This window comes from Micromonospora lutea, assembly GCF_016863535.1.
Lineage (GTDB): Bacteria > Actinomycetota > Actinomycetes > Mycobacteriales > Micromonosporaceae > Micromonospora > Micromonospora lutea.
The window spans coordinates 87,489-103,111 of record NZ_BOPB01000026.1 but is presented as its reverse complement, the minus strand read 5'-3'; the positions used below and the strand labels follow the sequence as shown (position 1 = coordinate 103,111).

Below are 15,623 nucleotides of genomic sequence, written 5' to 3'. Positions count from 1 at the left end.
GGTCATCGTAACGAGATGTCCCGCTGGCTGGGGAGTGCTGGTCTTCACCAGCGGCGTTGGCCACCATGTGTTCATGTCCGCGCCGGCACCGGGGTCCGGGCGTCCGCAGGCGGGGGAGAGCATCACCGCCGGGGCGTCCTGGTTGACCGTCGACCGCGGCGTGGTCAGTGTCGCCCTGGTGTACCCGATGCGCGGGCCGGCTGGCATGTTCGGCCCGAGCTGTGAACTCTGCGCCCAACTGGCGGTGGAGGAGATCAATCGGCGGGGCGGGGTGCTCGGCCGCGAACTGCGGCTGGTGCCCGTCGACGGTGGAGCGCCGCCGGCCGAGGTGGCCGCCGAGGTGGAGGCGCTGGTGTCGGTGGGCGCGGTGCAGGGCGTCACCGGCTGGCACATCTCCTCGGTACGCCAGGCGGTGGCCCCGCGCGTCGCGCATCGGGTGCCGTACGTCTACACCGCCCTGTACGAGGGGGGTGAGCGTACCGAGGGTGTCTTCCTGACCAGCGAGACACCGGACGCGCAGCTGTGGCCGGCGATGCGGGTGCTGGCCGGGGATCTCGGGGTGCGGCGCTGGTTCGTGGTCGGCAACGACTACGTGTGGCCGCGCCGGACGACCCGGGCGGCGCACCGGTACGCGCTGCGCAGCGGTGGTCGCGTCGTCGGTCAGCATTTCCTGCCGTTGGAGACGCACGATTACGTCGAGGTGCTGCGCCGCATCGAACACAGCGACGCCGACGCGGTGCTCGTGCTGCTCGTGGGGGCGGACGCGGTGCGGTTCAACCGGGCGTTCGCGGCTGCCGGACTGGACCAACGGTGCCTGCGCCTGAGCACCCTGATGGACGAGAACATGCTGCTCGCCAGCGGCGCCGCCAGCACCCGTGGGCTGTTCAGCACGGCGGGTTTCTTCGCCGGCCTGGTGACTCAGGAGAACCTGGACTTCCACGGGAGTTTCGGCCGCCGCTTCGGGTTGGAGGCGCCCCCACTGGGCAGCCTCGGCGAGTCCTGTTACGAGGGTGTGATGCTCCTGGCCGCGTTGATCGCCAAGGCCGGCACGCTGGACGTACGGGCGGTGGAGGCCTCCGCCGACGTGGTGTCGTACGACGGGCCGAGGGGCGAGTTGCGGCTGCGCCGCCGGCACGTGCGCCAACGCATCTATCTGGCCGAGGCCGTCGGCCTGGACTTCAGCGTCCTGACCGAACTGTGATCCCTCCGGTGTGATCGGACCGTGCCTTGACAGGTCGACCGACCCGACCCATAAGATGCTTCCTGCGTGAAGGATCCGGCTGTCGAGCCGGATATCACCAACCGTCCGACGAAGGACGGAAAGTGCTGCGGACCGCGGCCTGAAATCGTTTGCCGGTGCCATTCCGCCGATTTTCCCCGGCGGGGTGCCGGCATTTTCTGTTCCCGATCGGCGACTGTGGCCAGACTGCGGCCAGCGGAAACAGCCTATTGAGGACCGGGAAACACCCGCGTAATGAAGCGGATCGAAGCTTTCCCTGCCCGATATCCGAATCGCCACCCGATCGGTGTCCACCCGCCGTGTCGGGCAGTGCGCAATGTTCGACGGACCGCACCGCAGCTGGACAGATCCGCATTCCGAACCGGGGCCGACGACCGTTCCCGGCACTGATGACGTACGCGCGACGCAGGGAGACTTGATGACATCGATCCGGGGCCGCCGCATCCTGGCGGGTGCCTTGACCCTGGTCGCCGTGGCCGCGATGGCCGCGTGCGGCAGCAAGACCACCGACGGCAACACCGCAGCGGGCGTCAGCGCCGACATCTCCGGCGACACCGTGAAGGTGGGCCTGCTGAACTCCCTCTCCGGCACGATGGCCATCAGCGAGGTGACCGTCCGGGATTCCATCATGCTGGCGATCGAGGAGATCAACGCGGCCGGCGGCGTGCTCGGCAAGAAGATCGAACCCGTCGGCGAGGACGGCGCCTCGGACTGGCCGACCTTCGCGGAGAAGGCCGAGAAGCTGATCCGGGAGGACCGGGTGGCGGCGGTCTTCGGCTGCTGGACCTCGGCCAGCCGCAAGGCCGTGAAGCCGGTGTTCGAGAAGAACAAGGCGCTGCTGTTCTACCCGGTGCAGTACGAGGGGCTGGAGCAGTCGCCGTACATCTTCTACACCGGGGCCACCACGAACCAGCAGATCGTCCCCGGCCTGGACTACCTCAAGGCCCAGGGCGCCACCTCGCTCTACCTCGTCGGCTCCGACTACGTCTTCCCGCGTACCGCAAACAAGATCATCAAGGCGTACGCGGAGGCCAACGGGATGAAGGTGTTGGGGGAGGACTACGCCCCGCTGGGCTCCACCGAATTCGGCACCATCACCAACAAGGTGAAGTCCTCCGGCGCGGACGCGGTCTTCAACACCCTCAACGGTGACAGCAACGTGGCGTTCTTCAAGGAGTACAAGTCCGCCGGGTTGACCGCCGCCAGCATGCCGGTGGTGTCGGTGTCGATCGCCGAGGAGGAGGTCAAGAGCATCGGCACCCAGTACCTGGAGGGCCAGTTGACCGCCTGGAACTACTACCAGACCACGCCCGGGGCGACGAACGAGAAGTTCGTCGCGGCGTACAAGGCCAAGTTCGGGGCGGACAAGCCGACCAGCGACCCGATGGAGGCCGCGTACGTCTCGGTCCACCTGTGGAAGGCGATGGTGGAGAAGGCCGGCGCCTTCGACGTGGAGAAGGTCCGTGGGGCCGCCGACGGCATCACCTTCGAGGCGCCCGAAGGACTGGTCACCGTGGACGGTGCCACCCAGCACATCGCCAAGACGGCGCGCGTCGGCAAGGTCGGCGCGGACGGACTGATCACCGAGGTCTGGAACTCCGGCCAACCGATCACCCCCGACCCGTTCCTCAAGAGCTACCCGTGGGCCGGTGGCCTGAGCTAGGGCGTCACCCGGTTCGGGCGGAACCCCCGGTTCCGCCCGAACCGCCCCACCACCAGTTCGGAGTACGCACCGTGACAGTTCTCTTCGGTCAACTCTTCACCGGCGTCAGCATCGGAGCGGTGCTGCTGCTCATCGCGCTCGGCCTGGCCCTCACCTTCGGCCAGATGGGCGTGATCAACATGGCTCACGGCGAGTTCATCATGGCCGGGGCCTACACCACCTACGTCCTGCAACAGGTCATCACCGCGGCCGGCTGGTCGCTGCTGATCGCTCTGCCGGTCGCCTTCGTGGTGGCCGGCGCGATGGGCGTGCTGCTGGAGACCCTGCTGATCCGCCGCCTCTACGCCCGCCCGCTGGACACCCTGCTGGTCACCTGGGGGGTGTCACTGATCCTGCAACAGCTCGCCCGGGACATCTTCGGCAGCCCGAACGTGCAGACCCGCGCCCCGGACCTGCTGACCGGCAACATCGGACTACCCGGCGGCATCACGGTGGCCAACAACCGCCTGTTCATCCTCGCCCTGGCCGGTGGCGCGGTCGTCGCGCTGACCGTCGCCCTGCGGTTCAGCCCGCTGGGCCGCCGGATCCGGGCCGTCGTCCAGAACCGGGACCTGGCCGCGGTCTCCGGCATCGCCACCGCCCGGGTCGACCGGACGACCTTCTTCGTCGGATCCGGCCTGGCCGGCATCGCCGGAGTGGCGCTCACCCTGCTCGGGCCGATCGGTCCCACCATGGGCACCAACCTGATCATTGACGCCTTCCTGGTCGTCGTGGTCGGCGGGATCGGCCAGCTCAGGGGCACCGTCATCGTCGCCTTCGCCCTGGGCGTGCTCCAGGCCACCGGCGAGTACCTCACCACCCTCAGCGTCGCCAAGGTGATGGTCTTCATCGCCATCGTCGCGTTCCTCCAGTGGCGACCCCAGGGTCTGTTCACGCTGCGTACCAGGAGTCTGGCATGACCACCGTCGTCCGAGATCCCGTCACCGCCGCCGACCCCGCCCCGGAACCGCCGACCAGCCCGGCGGCCAGCCCAACCCGGCACCGGATCCGCGCCGCCGCCGGGTTCGCCTTCGGCGCGGCTCTGCTCTTCGCCGTCGCGCCGCTGGTGCTGTCGGACTTCCGGCTCTCCCTGCTGGCGAAGTACCTCTGCGTGGCCATGGTCGCGGTCGGTATCGGCCTGGCCTGGGGCCGGGGCGGCATGCTCACCCTCGGTCAGGGGGTCTTCTTCGGCCTCGGTGGCTACGCGATGGCCATGCATCTCAAGCTCGCCGACGCGGGCCCGGGCGCCATGCCCGACTTCATGCTGCTGTACGGGCAGCTCGACGAGTTGCCACTGTGGTGGCGACCGTTCGCCAGCCCATGGTTCGCCCTGCCCGCCACGGTGCTGCTGCCGATGGCGGTCGCCTTCGTACTCGGGTCGCTGGTCTTCCGCCGTCGGGTGCGGGGCGCCTACTTCGCCATCCTCAGCCAGGCGCTCGCCGCCGCCATGGTGATCCTGTTGATCGGACAGCAGGGCACCACCGGCGGCACCAACGGGCTCACCGACATCCAGGGCTTCTTCGGCTACGACCTGGACGACCCGGTCAACCAGCGGATGGTCTACTTCGTCATCGCCGGCACCCTGTTGGCGCTGCTGGCCGTCGCCCGGCACCTGACGCAGAGCCGCTACGGCGAACTGCTGGTGGCCGTCCGGGACTCGGAGGAACGGGTCCGATTCCTCGGCTACGACCCGGCCACCGTCAAGCTGGTCGCGTACGTGGTCGCTGCCGGCATGGCCGGGCTGGCCGGCGCGCTGTTCGTGCCCGCGGTGGGCATCATCTCCCCGGCGCTGATCGGGATCGTGCCGTCCATCGAGTTCGTCATCGGAGTGGCCATCGGCGGCCGGGCCACCCTGCTCGGGCCGGTGCTCGGCGCGGTGGCGGTGGCCTGGGCGCGTACCGCCCTGTCGGAGCGTTTCCCGGGCACCTGGACGTACCTTCAGGGCCTGCTGTTCGTGGTGGTGGTGGCGTTCCTGCCCGGCGGCCTGGCGTCGCTGATCGGCCTGGTCCGCCGCCGCGACGACGACGCAGCGCGCCCGGGCCGATTCGGCCGGCTTCGGCCACGGCGACGGGAGGGCACGGCATGACCGGGCAGCTGCACGGGCTCTACGTGCGTGACCTGCGGGTCAGCTTCGACGGGTTCACCGCCGTCGACGGGGTGTCCCTCGACGTCGCCCCGGGTGACATCCGGTTCCTGATCGGACCCAACGGGGCCGGCAAGACCACCCTGGTGGACGCGGTCACCGGGTTGGTCCGGGCCACCGGGTCGGTACGCTTCGGCGACCGGGAGCTGCTCGGTCGACCGGTGCACCGGATCAGCCGGATGGGTGTCGGCCGCACCTTCCAGACCTCGACGGTGTTCGAGGAGTTGACGGTGCTGCAGAACCTCGACATCGCCGCCGGTGCCCGACGCGGCTGGGCGACGCTGCTGCGCCGTCGCCACGGGGTGCCCGACGAGGTGGCCGAGGCCCTCGACGTGATCGGCCTGACGAGTCGCGCCGACCACCTCGCCGGCACCCTCGCCCACGGGCAGAAACAGTGGTTGGAGATCGGCATGCTGCTCGTGCAGGACACCCGGCTGCTGCTGCTCGACGAGCCGGTCGCCGGGATGAGTCATGAGGAACGCGACGCCACCGGGCACCTGCTGGAGAAGGTGAGCCAGGACCGCACCGTGGTGGTGATCGAGCACGACATGGACTTCCTGCGTCGCTTCGCGCGCACCGTCACCGTGCTGCACGCCGGTCGGGTGCTCAGCGAGGGCACCGTCGCCCAGGTGCAGGCCGATCCGCGCGTGCAGGAGGTCTACCTCGGTCACCCGGTCGACGCCGGGTTGGCCCCGACGTCCATGGAGGCATGATGCTCGCGATGCGCGGCGTGCACGCCGGTTACGGGCGCAGCCGGGTGCTGCACGGCGTGGACGTGGTGGTGCCCGGAGACGGGGTCGCCACGGTGCTCGGCCACAACGGCGCGGGCAAGTCCACGCTGCTGCGGGTGGCCGCCGGCCTGCTGCGCCCCAGCGCCGGACGGGTCGAACTGGACGGCGATGACATCACCCGACTGGCCCCGCACGAGCGGGTCGCCCGGGGAATCGCGTACGTGCCGCAGGGCCAGCAGTGCTTTCCGCACCTGACGGCGGCGGAGAACCTGCGCCTGGTCGCCGACGGTCGGCGTGACGGCGCGTCGGTCACCTCGGAGGTGTTGGACCTGTTCCCGGCGCTGGGTCCGTTGCTGCGTCGGCGGGCCGGGCTGCTCTCCGGCGGTCAGCGGCAACAGCTGGCGATCGCCCGGGCACTGATCACCCGGCCCCGGCTGTTGATGCTGGACGAACCGACCGAGGGCATCCAGCCGTCGGTGGTCACCGAGATCCAGGACCGGATCGTGGCGCTGATCGCACAGACGGGGTTCAGCGTGCTGCTGGTCGAGCAGCATCTCGGGTTCGCGCTGCGGGTGGCCGACCGTTACCACGTTCTGGAGTCCGGTCGGGTCACCTCCGCCGGGGAGGGCGGTGCCACCGCGGAGCACACGGTTCGGCAGGCGCTCGCGGTGTGAGACTTCCCCTGGTGGCCAAGACCGCCTAGGGTGTCGATGGAAGCGCTCCCACGACCCTTGGGCACGGGTCGTCGTCGACGTTCCTCGTCAACCACCACCAGAGGAAGTCGCATGTCCGCACGTACCAAACTCACGGCCGTCGCGGCGGCGGCCGTCGTCGCGTTCGGCGTGGCCGCCGCCGCGCCCGCCGCGACGGCGGCCCCGACGCCCGGGGAAGCGGCTGTCGCCGCCGCGCCCACCGCCGACTGGCTGCACACCGACGGCAACCGGATCGTCGACGAGGCCGGCAACCAGGTCTGGCTCACCGGGGCGAACTGGTTCGGCTTCAACGCCAGCGAGCGGGTCTTCCACGGCCTGTGGTCGGGCAACCTGGAGTCGATCACCCGCCAGATGGCCCAGCGCGGCATCAACATCGTCCGGGTGCCCATCTCCACGCAGCTGCTGCTGGAGTGGAAGGCCGGGCAGACGATCCGGCCGAACGTCAACACGTTCGTCAACCCGGAGCTGGAGGGCCTGAACAACCTCCAGGTCTTCGACCACTGGCTGGCACTGTGCGAGAAGTACGGTCTGAAGGTCATGCTCGACGTGCACAGCGCCGAGGCGGACAACTCCGGCCACGTCTATCCGGTGTGGTGGAAGGGCAGCGTCACCCCGGAGCTGTTCTTCCAGGGCTGGGAGTGGATCACCACCCGCTACCGGACGAACGACACCATCGTCGCGATGGACATCAAGAACGAGCCGCACGGCACCCCGAACGATCCGCAGCGGGCCAAGTGGGACTCCAGCACCGACCAGGACAACTTCAAGTACGCCTGTGAGACGGCGGGCCGGCGGATCCTGGCGATCAACCCGAACCTGCTGATCCTCTGTGAGGGCATCGAGATCTACCCCCGGGCCGGCGCCACCTGGAACTCGCCCGACACCAACCCCGACCGCAGCCCCAACTACCACTACAACTGGTGGGGCGGCAACCTGCGCGGTGTCGCCGAACACCCGGTCAACCTCGGCGCCCAGCAGGACCAGCTCGTCTACTCGCCGCACGACTACGGACCCCTGGTCTACGAGCAGCCGTGGTTCGCCGGGGACTTCGACAAGGACTCGCTGACCAACGACGTGTGGCGGCCGAACTGGTTCTACATCCACGAGCAGAACATCGCGCCGCTGCTGATCGGGGAGTGGGGCGGCCGGCTGGGCCAGGACGCCCGGCAGGACCGTTGGATGGCCGCGCTCCGCGACCTGATGATCGAGAACGGCATCCACCACACGTTCTGGTGCCTCAACCCCAACTCCGGTGACACCGGGGGCCTGCTGCTCGACGACTGGGCCAGTTGGGACGAGACGAAGTACAACCAGATGCTCAAGCCCGCGCTGTGGCAGCACAACGGCACGTTCGTCGGCCTCGACCACCAGGTGCGCCTCGGCGGTGCCGACTCCACCACCGGCATGAGCCTCGCCGAGCGCTACGCCGGTGGCCCCGGCCCCGGTGACACCACCGCCCCGACCGCGCCCGGCCAGCCGACCGCCACCGACGTGACCGCCACCGCTGCCACCCTGAACTGGACGGCCGCCACGGACAACGTGGGTGTCATCTCGTACGAGGTGCTGCGGGCCACCGGGTCCGGGGCGGCCTCCGTGGTCGCCACGGTCTCCGGCACCAGTTACCGGGCGACCGGCCTGACCGCCTCGACCAGCTACACCTTCACCGTGCGGGCCCGTGATGCCGCCGGTAACGTCTCGGCGGCCTCGCCGCCACGAACCGTCACCACTACGGCCGGCAACGACAACGGCAACGGCGACGCCGGCTGCTCCGCGACGTACCGGGTGACCGGTTCCTGGCAGGGTGGCTACCAGGCGGAGGTGACCGTCCGCAATACCGGCACGGCAGCCATCACCGGCTGGACCGTCAACTGGACCGCCCCCGCCGGCACCACGATCGCGTCGCTGTGGAACGGCCGGCTCACCACCTCCGGCACCACGGTGACGGTGCGCAACGAGCCGTACAACGGGCAACTCGCCGCCGGCACCAGCACCACCTTCGGGCTGACCGGCAGCGGATCGGGCACACCGTCCGGGCTGACCTGCACCGCGTCCTGACGCTGAGGTTCGTTCCTGCCCCACCCGGCGTGGTGGGTGGGGCAGGGGCCGTCCGGGAGGCTCACGCCACCTCGGACGGCCCCGCGCGGCCCGGGCCTGGGTGGGCCGCGTCACCGCGTTCGCATCGCCGAGCGTCGGTCAGGCCAGCCGGATGGCGTCACCGTCGACCGTGACGTTCGCGGCCGGCAGCGGCGCCCGCGCCGGACCGCTGCGCACCGAGCCGTCGGCGATGTCGAACACACTGTTGTGGCAGGCGCAGACGATGGTGCCGTCGGAGACCGAGGTGACCGTGCAGCCCTGGTGGGTGCAGGTCGCCGAGTACGCCTTGATGGTCCCCTCGGTCGGTTGGGTCACCACCACGCCGGCATCGGCGAAGATCGCACCACCGCCCACCGGGATGTCGGCCAGCGTGGTCAGTGCCGGGGTTCCGGGGTCCGCGCCGTCGCCCCCCGGGGTCGCGGTGCCGGACGGATCGGCGCCGGAGGCACCAGCGGATGACGCGGCCGGCGGCGCGGGTGCCGCCGTCGGCTGACCGTACGTCGCACAACCGGTCAACGCGGCCACCCCCACCGCGCCGGTGCCGGCCAGCAAGGTCCGTCGCGACCGGCAGCAGCCAGCCTGCTCGTGGTTCATCTGAGGTGCCTTGCCTTTCCGAGGGATCAGAACTGGATGCCGAACGTGGTGAAGTACCAGACCGACGAGGTCAGGAAGACACCGATCAGGGCGACGAACACCAACCCGCCGACCGTGGGAAGCACCCAACCGGCGAGGCCCCGCTTGGGCAGCGTCAACATCTTGGTGGCGAACGCGCCGAAGAAGAAGCAACCCAGCAGGGAGTGCAGCAGCGTACGGGTGTCGTAGTCGGCGAAGCCGAGCGCGTACAGGCAGTGCACCGCCACCGGCACGGTGAGCAGGAACGCGACCCGCCCCGACCAGCGGTGCGCCGCGCCGGCCCAGGACGGGGAGAAGCCGCCGAGCCGGCCCCACATCGACAGCGCGGACAGCAGCTGGATCACGGCGAAGAACGCCGCCCCGGTGCCGAGCCACACCTTCACCGTCAGCGGCGAGGAGAAGCCGGCCACGTTGACCGCGATGCCGGTGGGCGTGTGGGTACGCCCGTAGACGCCGAGCGCCACCGCCACCCCCGCCCCGACGACCAGCGGCACCAGCAGTGAGGGACGCCGCCTCGGTGCGCTCGATGGCGGGTCGCCGAAGTCACGCAGCACCTCGACCATGGGCTCGGGCGCCCGGCGGGGCATCGTGCGTGCCCCGCCCTGCCGGTGCTGGGACATCACCGCACTCCGGGGATGACCGGCTCGGCGACGAGAGTCACTCCGTTGACCACGGTGCTGTTGAAGGCGGGATCCAGCGGCGGTGCCGGAATGGGCTGGCCGTTCCAGGTGACGATGCCGATCTGGGTGCCGTCGCGCAACATGATCCAGCCGCCGTCGAAGCCCGCCTTGCGGGTCTCGTCGGTCACCCGGTAGATCGCCGGAGCGGTACCAGGACCGGACTTCACCACCGCCTCGTCGGCCGAGGTGTTGTCGGGTCGGGCGGTGAACTTCCAGCGCCGGACGCCGACGATCATCTCGCCGCTGGCGCGGTCACCCCGGATGACACCGGTCAGCTTGGCGTCCTGCCCGGTCAGTTCGATCTTGCCGTCGCGTACCGTGCCGGACAGCCACAACTCCATGCTCCGGCCGTCACAGACGTACGCCTCGGCTTTACCGTTCTTCACGGTGATGGCGATGGTGGCCCCGTTCTCGAGTTGACCGATCCAGTTCTGTTCGACCGTGGTCACCTCGGTGCCGGCCGACGAGGGGTCGGAATCCGTCGGTGGCGACGAGTCGACGTCGCCCGGTTCCTCCCCGGGCGGAGCCGCGTCCGGGTCCACCTCGGCGTCGGTGTCAGCCTCCACCTCGGCGGGCGGAGCCGGCGCGGCAGCCGGTGGTGCTCCGCCGGCCGCAGGCTGGGTGCCCGGCGGGGATGCCTGTGCACTCATCGTGAACAGCACGGCAGCCGTCACCGCCCCCGACAGGAGGGTGAGCAACGGGGTCAGGCGCTTCATGGGCCACTCCCTTCGCCCAGAGGTACGGAGGACGTGGCGGATCGGTTCAATCGGGACGCGGGGAACCTGTGCCGGCGATCAGGTTCAGACGGTGACGCGGTTGGCCGGGCGGCGGCGAGGGCGGGGCGTCGACCGGACCTCGGTGGTGGGCCTCGGGACGTCGGTCGGCGTCACGTCGATCGGATGGATCCCGGCGGAGGCGTCGTCCTGAGGCGCCGCCGCCCGCAGTTGGTCGAGGGCCGCGTCGAAACTGTCGAAGATCGGGAAGACCCCGTCGAGCTTCATCGTGTGCAGCACCGTGCGGATGAACCTCGACGGTGCGGCAAGGCAGAGCCGTCCACCCCGCTCGCGTACGTCCCGGTGCGCCCGGACGAGCATGCCCAGCCCGACCGAGTCGATGACCTGGACGCGGGTCAGGTCCACCACCACCGTCCCGCTCACGTCGAACGCGCCGCGCAGGGCGGCCCGCAACGCGTCGCCGGTGTCCTGGGCGAGGTCGGCGGGGACCGTCGCGATCTCGGCGCCACCGGCCCCATCGCCGTCGCGGTCGCCGGGGGATGGGGTACCCGGCGGCAGCGCACTGCACCGGGGGCAGCGGTGCGGACCGGTGGCGAAGGGCGAGCCGCTCCACCCGTGGTCGGAGACCAGCGTCCAGACGACCTCGGCGTCGGGCAACACACAGGCGCTGCCGGTGGTCGTCTCACCACAGACGTCGCAGATCAGGGTCATCAGGTTGTCGTCCGGTACGACGGTCATCCTGCTTCCTCTCCGACGCCACGGCCGGTCGGCCGGGGTTCGGGACTCGGGGCGGCGGGTGAAAATCGCCGTCGCCGTGCGGACTCCTCACTGGGAGTCGGAGCGTTCCTTACCGGTGGTGGCGACTGCGATCACCACTGCCACCGCCGCGAGCCCGGTCTGCACGACCAGGCCTACCAGGCTGAACCCCTGCACGCCGGCGAGCCAGGCGGTGATGGCACCGAGCAGCGCGGCAACGGTGCCGATGGTCATGGTGAGCCAGAGCGGCACGCCCGGGCGGCCGGGCAGGACCAACCGGCCGAGCGCACCGACAGCGAGGCCGATGGCAAGGGCCGTGACGATCCCGGCGCTGGTCATGCTGCTCCTTGTGCTCGCGGGCTGATGCGTCGGCTGCGGTGGGTCAGGTGCGCGCGGTGACCGCGGCGCGGCCGTACGCGGCAGCGCGCGGCGTCGCGCCCGGTGGCGGTGGCCCGCCGGCCGGCGGGCCACCCGGTGCGGCGGGAGCCGGTACGGCAGCCGTCGGGGCGGCTCCCGCTTCGGTGACCGGGGCTGGTGCGGCTCCGGTGTCGGTGTGCACCGGCAGGATCTGGTCCAGCCGGGCGGTCTGCAGGATGCGGGTGATGCGCGGATTCGGGTTGCGTACCGCGAGGACACCGCCGCTGCGGATCATCCGGCGGTGCACGTCGAGCAGCAGGCCGATGGCGGCGGCGTCGATGTGCCGGCAGCCGGCCAGGTCGATCACGACCTGCTGGGGGCGCAGGGCCAGCAGCTGGTCGAGGACCGCCCCGGTCTCCGGCAGGCAGGCCAGGTCGAATTCGGTGATGGACACCTCCACCAACGGCACCGAGCACTCGGGGCGTCGTGGTGCGGTCACGTCGAAGACCCCCTCTCCTGCTGTCTCCGAGTGGCTCTCACCCTGCCCAGCGGGGTTGGCGGGTACTGCGCGGACGGATGACAGTTGCGTGACAAAACACCCGGATGCCGGTCGTGGTTGGCTCGGTGGTGAGGGCTTGGGGATGATTCCGGTATGACAGCGGTACTGGTGATCGAGGACGACGACCGGATCCGGCTGGCGTTGCTGCTCGCTCTGGAGGACGAGGGCTACGAGGCCCGGGGAGCGGCCACCGCCGAGGAGGGGCTGCGCACGCAGCGCCGCGATCCCGCCGATTACGTCCTGGTCGACCTGATGCTGCCCGGCATCGACGGTTTCGAGGGCATCCGCCAGCTGCGCCGCGACGACGACGTGCCGATCGTCGTGGTCAGCGCCCGCGACGACACCCATGACATCGTCGCCGCCCTGGAGGCCGGTGCCGACGACTACGTGGTCAAGCCGGTGGCCATAAAAGAGCTGACCGCCCGGCTGCGCGCACTGCGCCGACGCGGCCGCACCGTGACCACCCCGGACGGCCCGGAGCCGGTGCCGGTGCTCACCTTCGGTGATCTGGAGGTCAGCCCCGAGGCGGGGGAGGTACGCCGGTCAGGCGAGCCGGTCGCGGTCACCCGCACCGAGTTCCGGTTGCTGTGTGAGCTGGCCGAGCATGCCGGCCGGGTGCTCTCCCGCCAACAGCTGCTGAGCCGCGTCTGGGGGTACGACAGCGGCGACGAACGGCTGGTCGACGTGCACGTCGGTCGGCTGCGCCAGAAGATCGAAGCGGATCCGGCCAACCCCCAGCACCTGGTGACGCTGCGCGGCCTGGGCTACAAGCTGCAACGATGAGACGCCTCGGACTGCGTGCCCGGGTCACCGCCGCGTTCGCGATCGGTGCGTTGCTGCTGTCCGCCTCGATGGCCCTGGTGTCGTACGAGCTGACCCGCCGCACCCTGCTCGACGAGCGGGAACGCACCCTGCTGCGAGCGGCGTACTACGACGCGGCGGTGGTTCGCGCCGGACTCAACGCCGAGGATCCGGACGTCGCGGAGGCACTCCGGGCGCTGGACACCGGCACCGGGCGGCGACCCCTGGTGCTGCTCAACGGCGAGTGGTACGCCCGCAGCGCCGACAACGGGCTCACCACAGTGGTTCCGACCCGGCTGCAGGAACTGGTCGCGGCGGGAGAACCGGCGGTGCAGCGGGTCCGCGTCAACGACCATCCGGTGATGCTGGTCGGCGTGCCGCTGTCCGAGTCGACCGCGTTCTACGAGATCGCCTCACTGCGGGAACTGGAGCAGACCTTCCAGGTCCTGGCGCTGGCGCTCACCGCAGTGGCGATCATGGTGGCCGGATCGGGGGCGGCCCTCGGCTGGTACGCCACCCGACACGGGCTGCGCCCGCTGACCGCTGTCGCCGACGCCGCCGGGCGGATCGCGGCCGGCGACTTCACCACCCGGCTCGCGCCGGACACCGACCCGGACCTGACCCGCCTCTCCACCTCCTTCAACCGGATGGTCGACGAGCTGGCCGGGCGGATCGACCGGGACCGGCGCTTCGCCGCCGACGTCAGTCACGAGCTGCGTTCGCCGTTGCAGACGCTCGCCGCGGCGGCCAGTGTGCTCTCCCGTCGTCGGGAGAATCAGGACGAGCGGACGGCCACCGCGGCCCGGCTGGTCGCCGACGAGATCGACCGCTTCCAGCAGCTGGTGAACGACCTGCTGGATCTGGCCCGGGGCGATCAACCGGTGCACCGGGAACCGGTCGACCTGCCCGAGCTGGCGCGCCAGGCGTGCCAGGACCGGGGCCTGCCGGAGTCGATGGTGCAGCTGGCGGCGGGGACACCGCCCAGTTGGCGGGTGGACCGCCGCCGGGTCACCCAGGTGTTGACCAATCTGCTCGACAACGCCGAGCGTTATGGCGCCGGTCCGGTCGCGGTGCGGCTGTCCCACGTCGCCGACACGGGCGTGATCGAGGTCGACGACGAGGGTCCGGGAGTGCCGATGGAGGACCGCGTGGTGATCTTCGACCGTTTCGTCCGTGGTCGGGCGGCCAACTACCGGGGTGGCGGCGACGGCACCGGCCTGGGGCTGGCCCTGGTGGCCCAGCACGCCGCCGCGCACGGCGGGAGCGCCTCGGTCAGCGACCGCCCCGAGGGTGGCGCGCGGTTCTGCGTCACACTGCCCGGGAGCATCTCGTGATCCGTCGCGTCACCGGCCGCGCCCTGGCGGCCACAGCCGTGGTGGCCGCCACCGTGCTTCTGCTGCTCGGTGCCTGCGGCGTACCCGCGGAGGACAAGCCTCGCCCGGTCACCCCGCCACCCGTCCCCTTCCCGTCCACCGCCTCGGCGGCCCCGACGGTGGCCGAGACCGGCGCGGTGACCGAGATGCTCTACTTCGCCAGCGACGACCGACTGGTGCCGGTGATCCGACGGGTCGATCAGGTGTCCGCGGTCGACGCGCAACTGCGCGGCCTGCTGGCCGGGCCGACCCCCGCCGAGCGCGACGACGGGCTGACCAGCGCCCTGCCGGGAGCCTTCACCAGCGCGGTGGTCGAACTCGTCGACGGGGTGGCCCAGGTCACCGTCGTGCTGACCGCCGTGGACACCGGTCGCAGCGACGGACGGCTGGCGTACGGCCAGATCGTCTGCACACTCAGCGCTCGCACCGACGTCAACGCGGTGCTCTTCCTGGAGGGTGGCGCGCCGCTGAGCGTCCCACGGGCGGACGGCTCACTGTCGTCGGGGCCGCTCACCGCGGGCGACTACGCGGTGCTGATCAATCCACGCTGAGCACCCGGATGACGGGAGTTTCGCGGTTACGCGACGGTTGCGTGACAAAGTCGGCGGCGAGAGATGGTGGCGTTTGACGGCCCGGCCGGGCGGGGCACCAGGTGGGCGCTCATGTTCGACGTCGGAGGGACGGCTCTCGTGGAAATCAGTGGCTTCTTCACCGCCATCCTCATCGGTCTGGTCATCGGCGCCCTCGGTCGGCTCGTCGTGCCGGGTCGCCAGCGCATCCCGATCCTGCTGACCATCCTGATCGGTATCGTCGCCGCGATCCTCGGCACGTTGCTCGCCGGGGTGCTCGGCGTCGACGACACCGCTGGCGTGGACTGGATCGAGCTGTTCATCCAGATCGCCTTCGCCGCTGTCGGCGTCTCCCTGGTCGCCGGCACCTACGGCCGTCGCCGCTGACCGTCGCCGGACGCCGCCCGCCCCGACTCGGGGGCGGGCGGCGTCGTTCCGGCAGCGACACACGTGACGATCGTCGGCGCCCGTCCACCGACCACCCGAGGCACGCGCAGCGCGACGACTCGTATCCTTTCCGCGAGCAATCGTGGCGACG

At 70.7% G+C, this 15,623-nt stretch carries 16 protein-coding genes and 1 pseudogene; 11 read left to right on the top strand and 6 right to left on the bottom strand.

Annotation, left to right across the window (positions count from 1 at the left end; genetic code table 11):
* Positions 1 to 73 precede the first annotated feature (73 nt).
* The 7 genes from Vlu01_RS21415 to Vlu01_RS21385 all read left to right on the top strand — a co-directional run bounded on the left by Vlu01_RS21415 (position 74) and on the right by Vlu01_RS21385 (position 8,584).
* The gene (locus tag Vlu01_RS21415; protein ID WP_239096037.1) at positions 74 to 1,201 is read left to right on the top strand and encodes a substrate-binding domain-containing protein; all 1,128 of its coding nucleotides are present in this window, start codon (positions 74 to 76) and stop codon (positions 1,199 to 1,201) included.
* Positions 1,202 to 1,658: 457 nt separating this feature from the next.
* Complete coding sequence (urtA, locus tag Vlu01_RS21410) at positions 1,659 to 2,903, top strand: urea ABC transporter substrate-binding protein (RefSeq protein ID WP_204002408.1); 1,245 nt, start codon at positions 1,659 to 1,661, stop codon at positions 2,901 to 2,903.
* 71 nt (positions 2,904 to 2,974) lie between these two features.
* Positions 2,975 to 3,862 carry an urea ABC transporter permease subunit UrtB gene (gene urtB, locus Vlu01_RS21405; protein ID WP_204002406.1) on the top strand — a complete coding sequence of 296 codons (888 nt, stop codon included), beginning with the start codon at positions 2,975 to 2,977 and terminating at the stop codon, positions 3,860 to 3,862.
* Positions 3,859 to 5,028 carry an urea ABC transporter permease subunit UrtC gene (urtC, locus tag Vlu01_RS21400; RefSeq protein ID WP_204002403.1) on the top strand — a complete coding sequence of 390 codons (1,170 nt, stop codon included), beginning with the start codon at positions 3,859 to 3,861 and terminating at the stop codon, positions 5,026 to 5,028. The genes urtB and urtC overlap by 4 nt, the downstream gene beginning before the upstream one ends.
* A complete protein-coding gene (urtD, locus tag Vlu01_RS21395; RefSeq protein ID WP_204002400.1) occupies positions 5,025 to 5,798 on the top strand; it encodes an urea ABC transporter ATP-binding protein UrtD in 774 nt (257 codons plus the stop codon). Before urtC ends, urtD begins: the two co-directional genes overlap by 4 nt.
* Before the next feature lie 8 nt (positions 5,799 to 5,806).
* The gene (urtE, locus tag Vlu01_RS21390) at positions 5,807 to 6,490 is read left to right on the top strand and encodes an urea ABC transporter ATP-binding subunit UrtE (RefSeq protein ID WP_239096036.1); all 684 of its coding nucleotides are present in this window, start codon (positions 5,807 to 5,809) and stop codon (positions 6,488 to 6,490) included.
* A 111-nt stretch (positions 6,491 to 6,601) separates the two neighbouring features.
* Positions 6,602 to 8,584 carry a cellulase family glycosylhydrolase gene (locus tag Vlu01_RS21385; RefSeq protein ID WP_204002396.1) on the top strand — a complete coding sequence of 661 codons (1,983 nt, stop codon included), beginning with the start codon at positions 6,602 to 6,604 and terminating at the stop codon, positions 8,582 to 8,584.
* Between the two features lie 138 nt (positions 8,585 to 8,722).
* Here the strand turns inward: Vlu01_RS21385 and Vlu01_RS21380 are convergent, their stop codons facing one another.
* The 6 genes and pseudogenes from Vlu01_RS21380 to Vlu01_RS21355 all read right to left on the bottom strand — a co-directional run bounded on the left by Vlu01_RS21380 (position 8,723) and on the right by Vlu01_RS21355 (position 12,282).
* Complete coding sequence (locus Vlu01_RS21380) at positions 8,723 to 9,217, bottom strand: Rieske (2Fe-2S) protein (RefSeq protein ID WP_204002394.1); 495 nt, start codon at positions 9,215 to 9,217, stop codon at positions 8,723 to 8,725.
* A gap of 26 nt (positions 9,218 to 9,243) precedes the next feature.
* Positions 9,244 to 9,876, bottom strand: a complete 633-nt coding sequence (locus Vlu01_RS21375; protein WP_204002393.1) for a DUF6529 family protein — start codon at positions 9,874 to 9,876, stop codon at positions 9,244 to 9,246.
* Entirely contained in the window at positions 9,876 to 10,652 is a 777-nt protein-coding gene (locus Vlu01_RS21370; RefSeq protein ID WP_204002392.1) for a hypothetical protein, read from the bottom strand. The genes Vlu01_RS21375 and Vlu01_RS21370 overlap by 1 nt, the downstream gene beginning before the upstream one ends.
* Positions 10,653 to 10,865: 213 nt before the next feature.
* Positions 10,866 to 11,408, bottom strand: a pseudogene (locus Vlu01_RS21365) (STAS domain-containing protein); the annotation flags it as partial.
* Between the two features lie 87 nt (positions 11,409 to 11,495).
* Positions 11,496 to 11,765, bottom strand: a complete 270-nt coding sequence (locus Vlu01_RS21360) for a GlsB/YeaQ/YmgE family stress response membrane protein (protein ID WP_204002390.1) — start codon at positions 11,763 to 11,765, stop codon at positions 11,496 to 11,498.
* A gap of 43 nt (positions 11,766 to 11,808) precedes the next feature.
* On the bottom strand, positions 11,809 to 12,282 hold the full coding sequence (locus Vlu01_RS21355; protein WP_204002388.1) for an STAS domain-containing protein: 474 nt from the start codon (positions 12,280 to 12,282) through the stop codon (positions 11,809 to 11,811).
* Between the two features lie 153 nt (positions 12,283 to 12,435).
* Between Vlu01_RS21355 and Vlu01_RS21350 the strand changes: the two genes are divergently transcribed.
* The 4 genes from Vlu01_RS21350 to Vlu01_RS21335 all read left to right on the top strand — a co-directional run bounded on the left by Vlu01_RS21350 (position 12,436) and on the right by Vlu01_RS21335 (position 15,472).
* Positions 12,436 to 13,125: a response regulator transcription factor gene (locus Vlu01_RS21350; protein WP_204002386.1), complete on the top strand. Its 690-nt coding sequence runs from the start codon at positions 12,436 to 12,438 to the stop codon at positions 13,123 to 13,125.
* Entirely contained in the window at positions 13,122 to 14,477 is a 1,356-nt protein-coding gene (locus Vlu01_RS21345) for a HAMP domain-containing sensor histidine kinase (RefSeq protein WP_204002383.1), read from the top strand. The genes Vlu01_RS21350 and Vlu01_RS21345 overlap by 4 nt, the downstream gene beginning before the upstream one ends.
* Before the next feature lie 23 nt (positions 14,478 to 14,500).
* The gene (locus Vlu01_RS21340) at positions 14,501 to 15,067 is read left to right on the top strand and encodes a GerMN domain-containing protein (protein WP_204002566.1); all 567 of its coding nucleotides are present in this window, start codon (positions 14,501 to 14,503) and stop codon (positions 15,065 to 15,067) included.
* Between the two features lie 138 nt (positions 15,068 to 15,205).
* Entirely contained in the window at positions 15,206 to 15,472 is a 267-nt protein-coding gene (locus Vlu01_RS21335) for a GlsB/YeaQ/YmgE family stress response membrane protein (protein ID WP_204002563.1), read from the top strand.
* The last annotated feature ends 151 nt before the right edge of the window (positions 15,473 to 15,623 follow it).

What these genes read in the sequence shown, in the direction of transcription:
- urtA (WP_204002408.1), top strand. Translation starts at nt 1,659, where the DNA reads ATGACATCGATCCGGGGCCGCCGCATCCTGGCGGGTGCCTTGACCCTG.
- Vlu01_RS21350 (WP_204002386.1), top strand. Translation starts at nt 12,436, where the DNA reads ATGACAGCGGTACTGGTGATCGAGGACGACGACCGGATCCGGCTGGCG.
- Vlu01_RS21385 (WP_204002396.1), top strand. Translation starts at nt 6,602, where the DNA reads ATGTCCGCACGTACCAAACTCACGGCCGTCGCGGCGGCGGCCGTCGTC.
- Vlu01_RS21370 (WP_204002392.1), bottom strand. Translation starts at nt 10,652, where the DNA reads ATGAAGCGCCTGACCCCGTTGCTCACCCTCCTGTCGGGGGCGGTGACG.
- Vlu01_RS21415 (WP_239096037.1), top strand. Translation starts at nt 74, where the DNA reads ATGTCCGCGCCGGCACCGGGGTCCGGGCGTCCGCAGGCGGGGGAGAGC.
- urtC (WP_204002403.1), top strand. Translation starts at nt 3,859, where the DNA reads ATGACCACCGTCGTCCGAGATCCCGTCACCGCCGCCGACCCCGCCCCG.
- Vlu01_RS21380 (WP_204002394.1), bottom strand. Translation starts at nt 9,217, where the DNA reads ATGAACCACGAGCAGGCTGGCTGCTGCCGGTCGCGACGGACCTTGCTG.
- urtE (WP_239096036.1), top strand. Translation starts at nt 5,807, where the DNA reads ATGCGCGGCGTGCACGCCGGTTACGGGCGCAGCCGGGTGCTGCACGGC.
- Vlu01_RS21345 (WP_204002383.1), top strand. Translation starts at nt 13,122, where the DNA reads ATGAGACGCCTCGGACTGCGTGCCCGGGTCACCGCCGCGTTCGCGATC.
- Vlu01_RS21360 (WP_204002390.1), bottom strand. Translation starts at nt 11,765, where the DNA reads ATGACCAGCGCCGGGATCGTCACGGCCCTTGCCATCGGCCTCGCTGTC.
- Vlu01_RS21375 (WP_204002393.1), bottom strand. Translation starts at nt 9,876, where the DNA reads ATGTCCCAGCACCGGCAGGGCGGGGCACGCACGATGCCCCGCCGGGCG.
- urtD (WP_204002400.1), top strand. Translation starts at nt 5,025, where the DNA reads ATGACCGGGCAGCTGCACGGGCTCTACGTGCGTGACCTGCGGGTCAGC.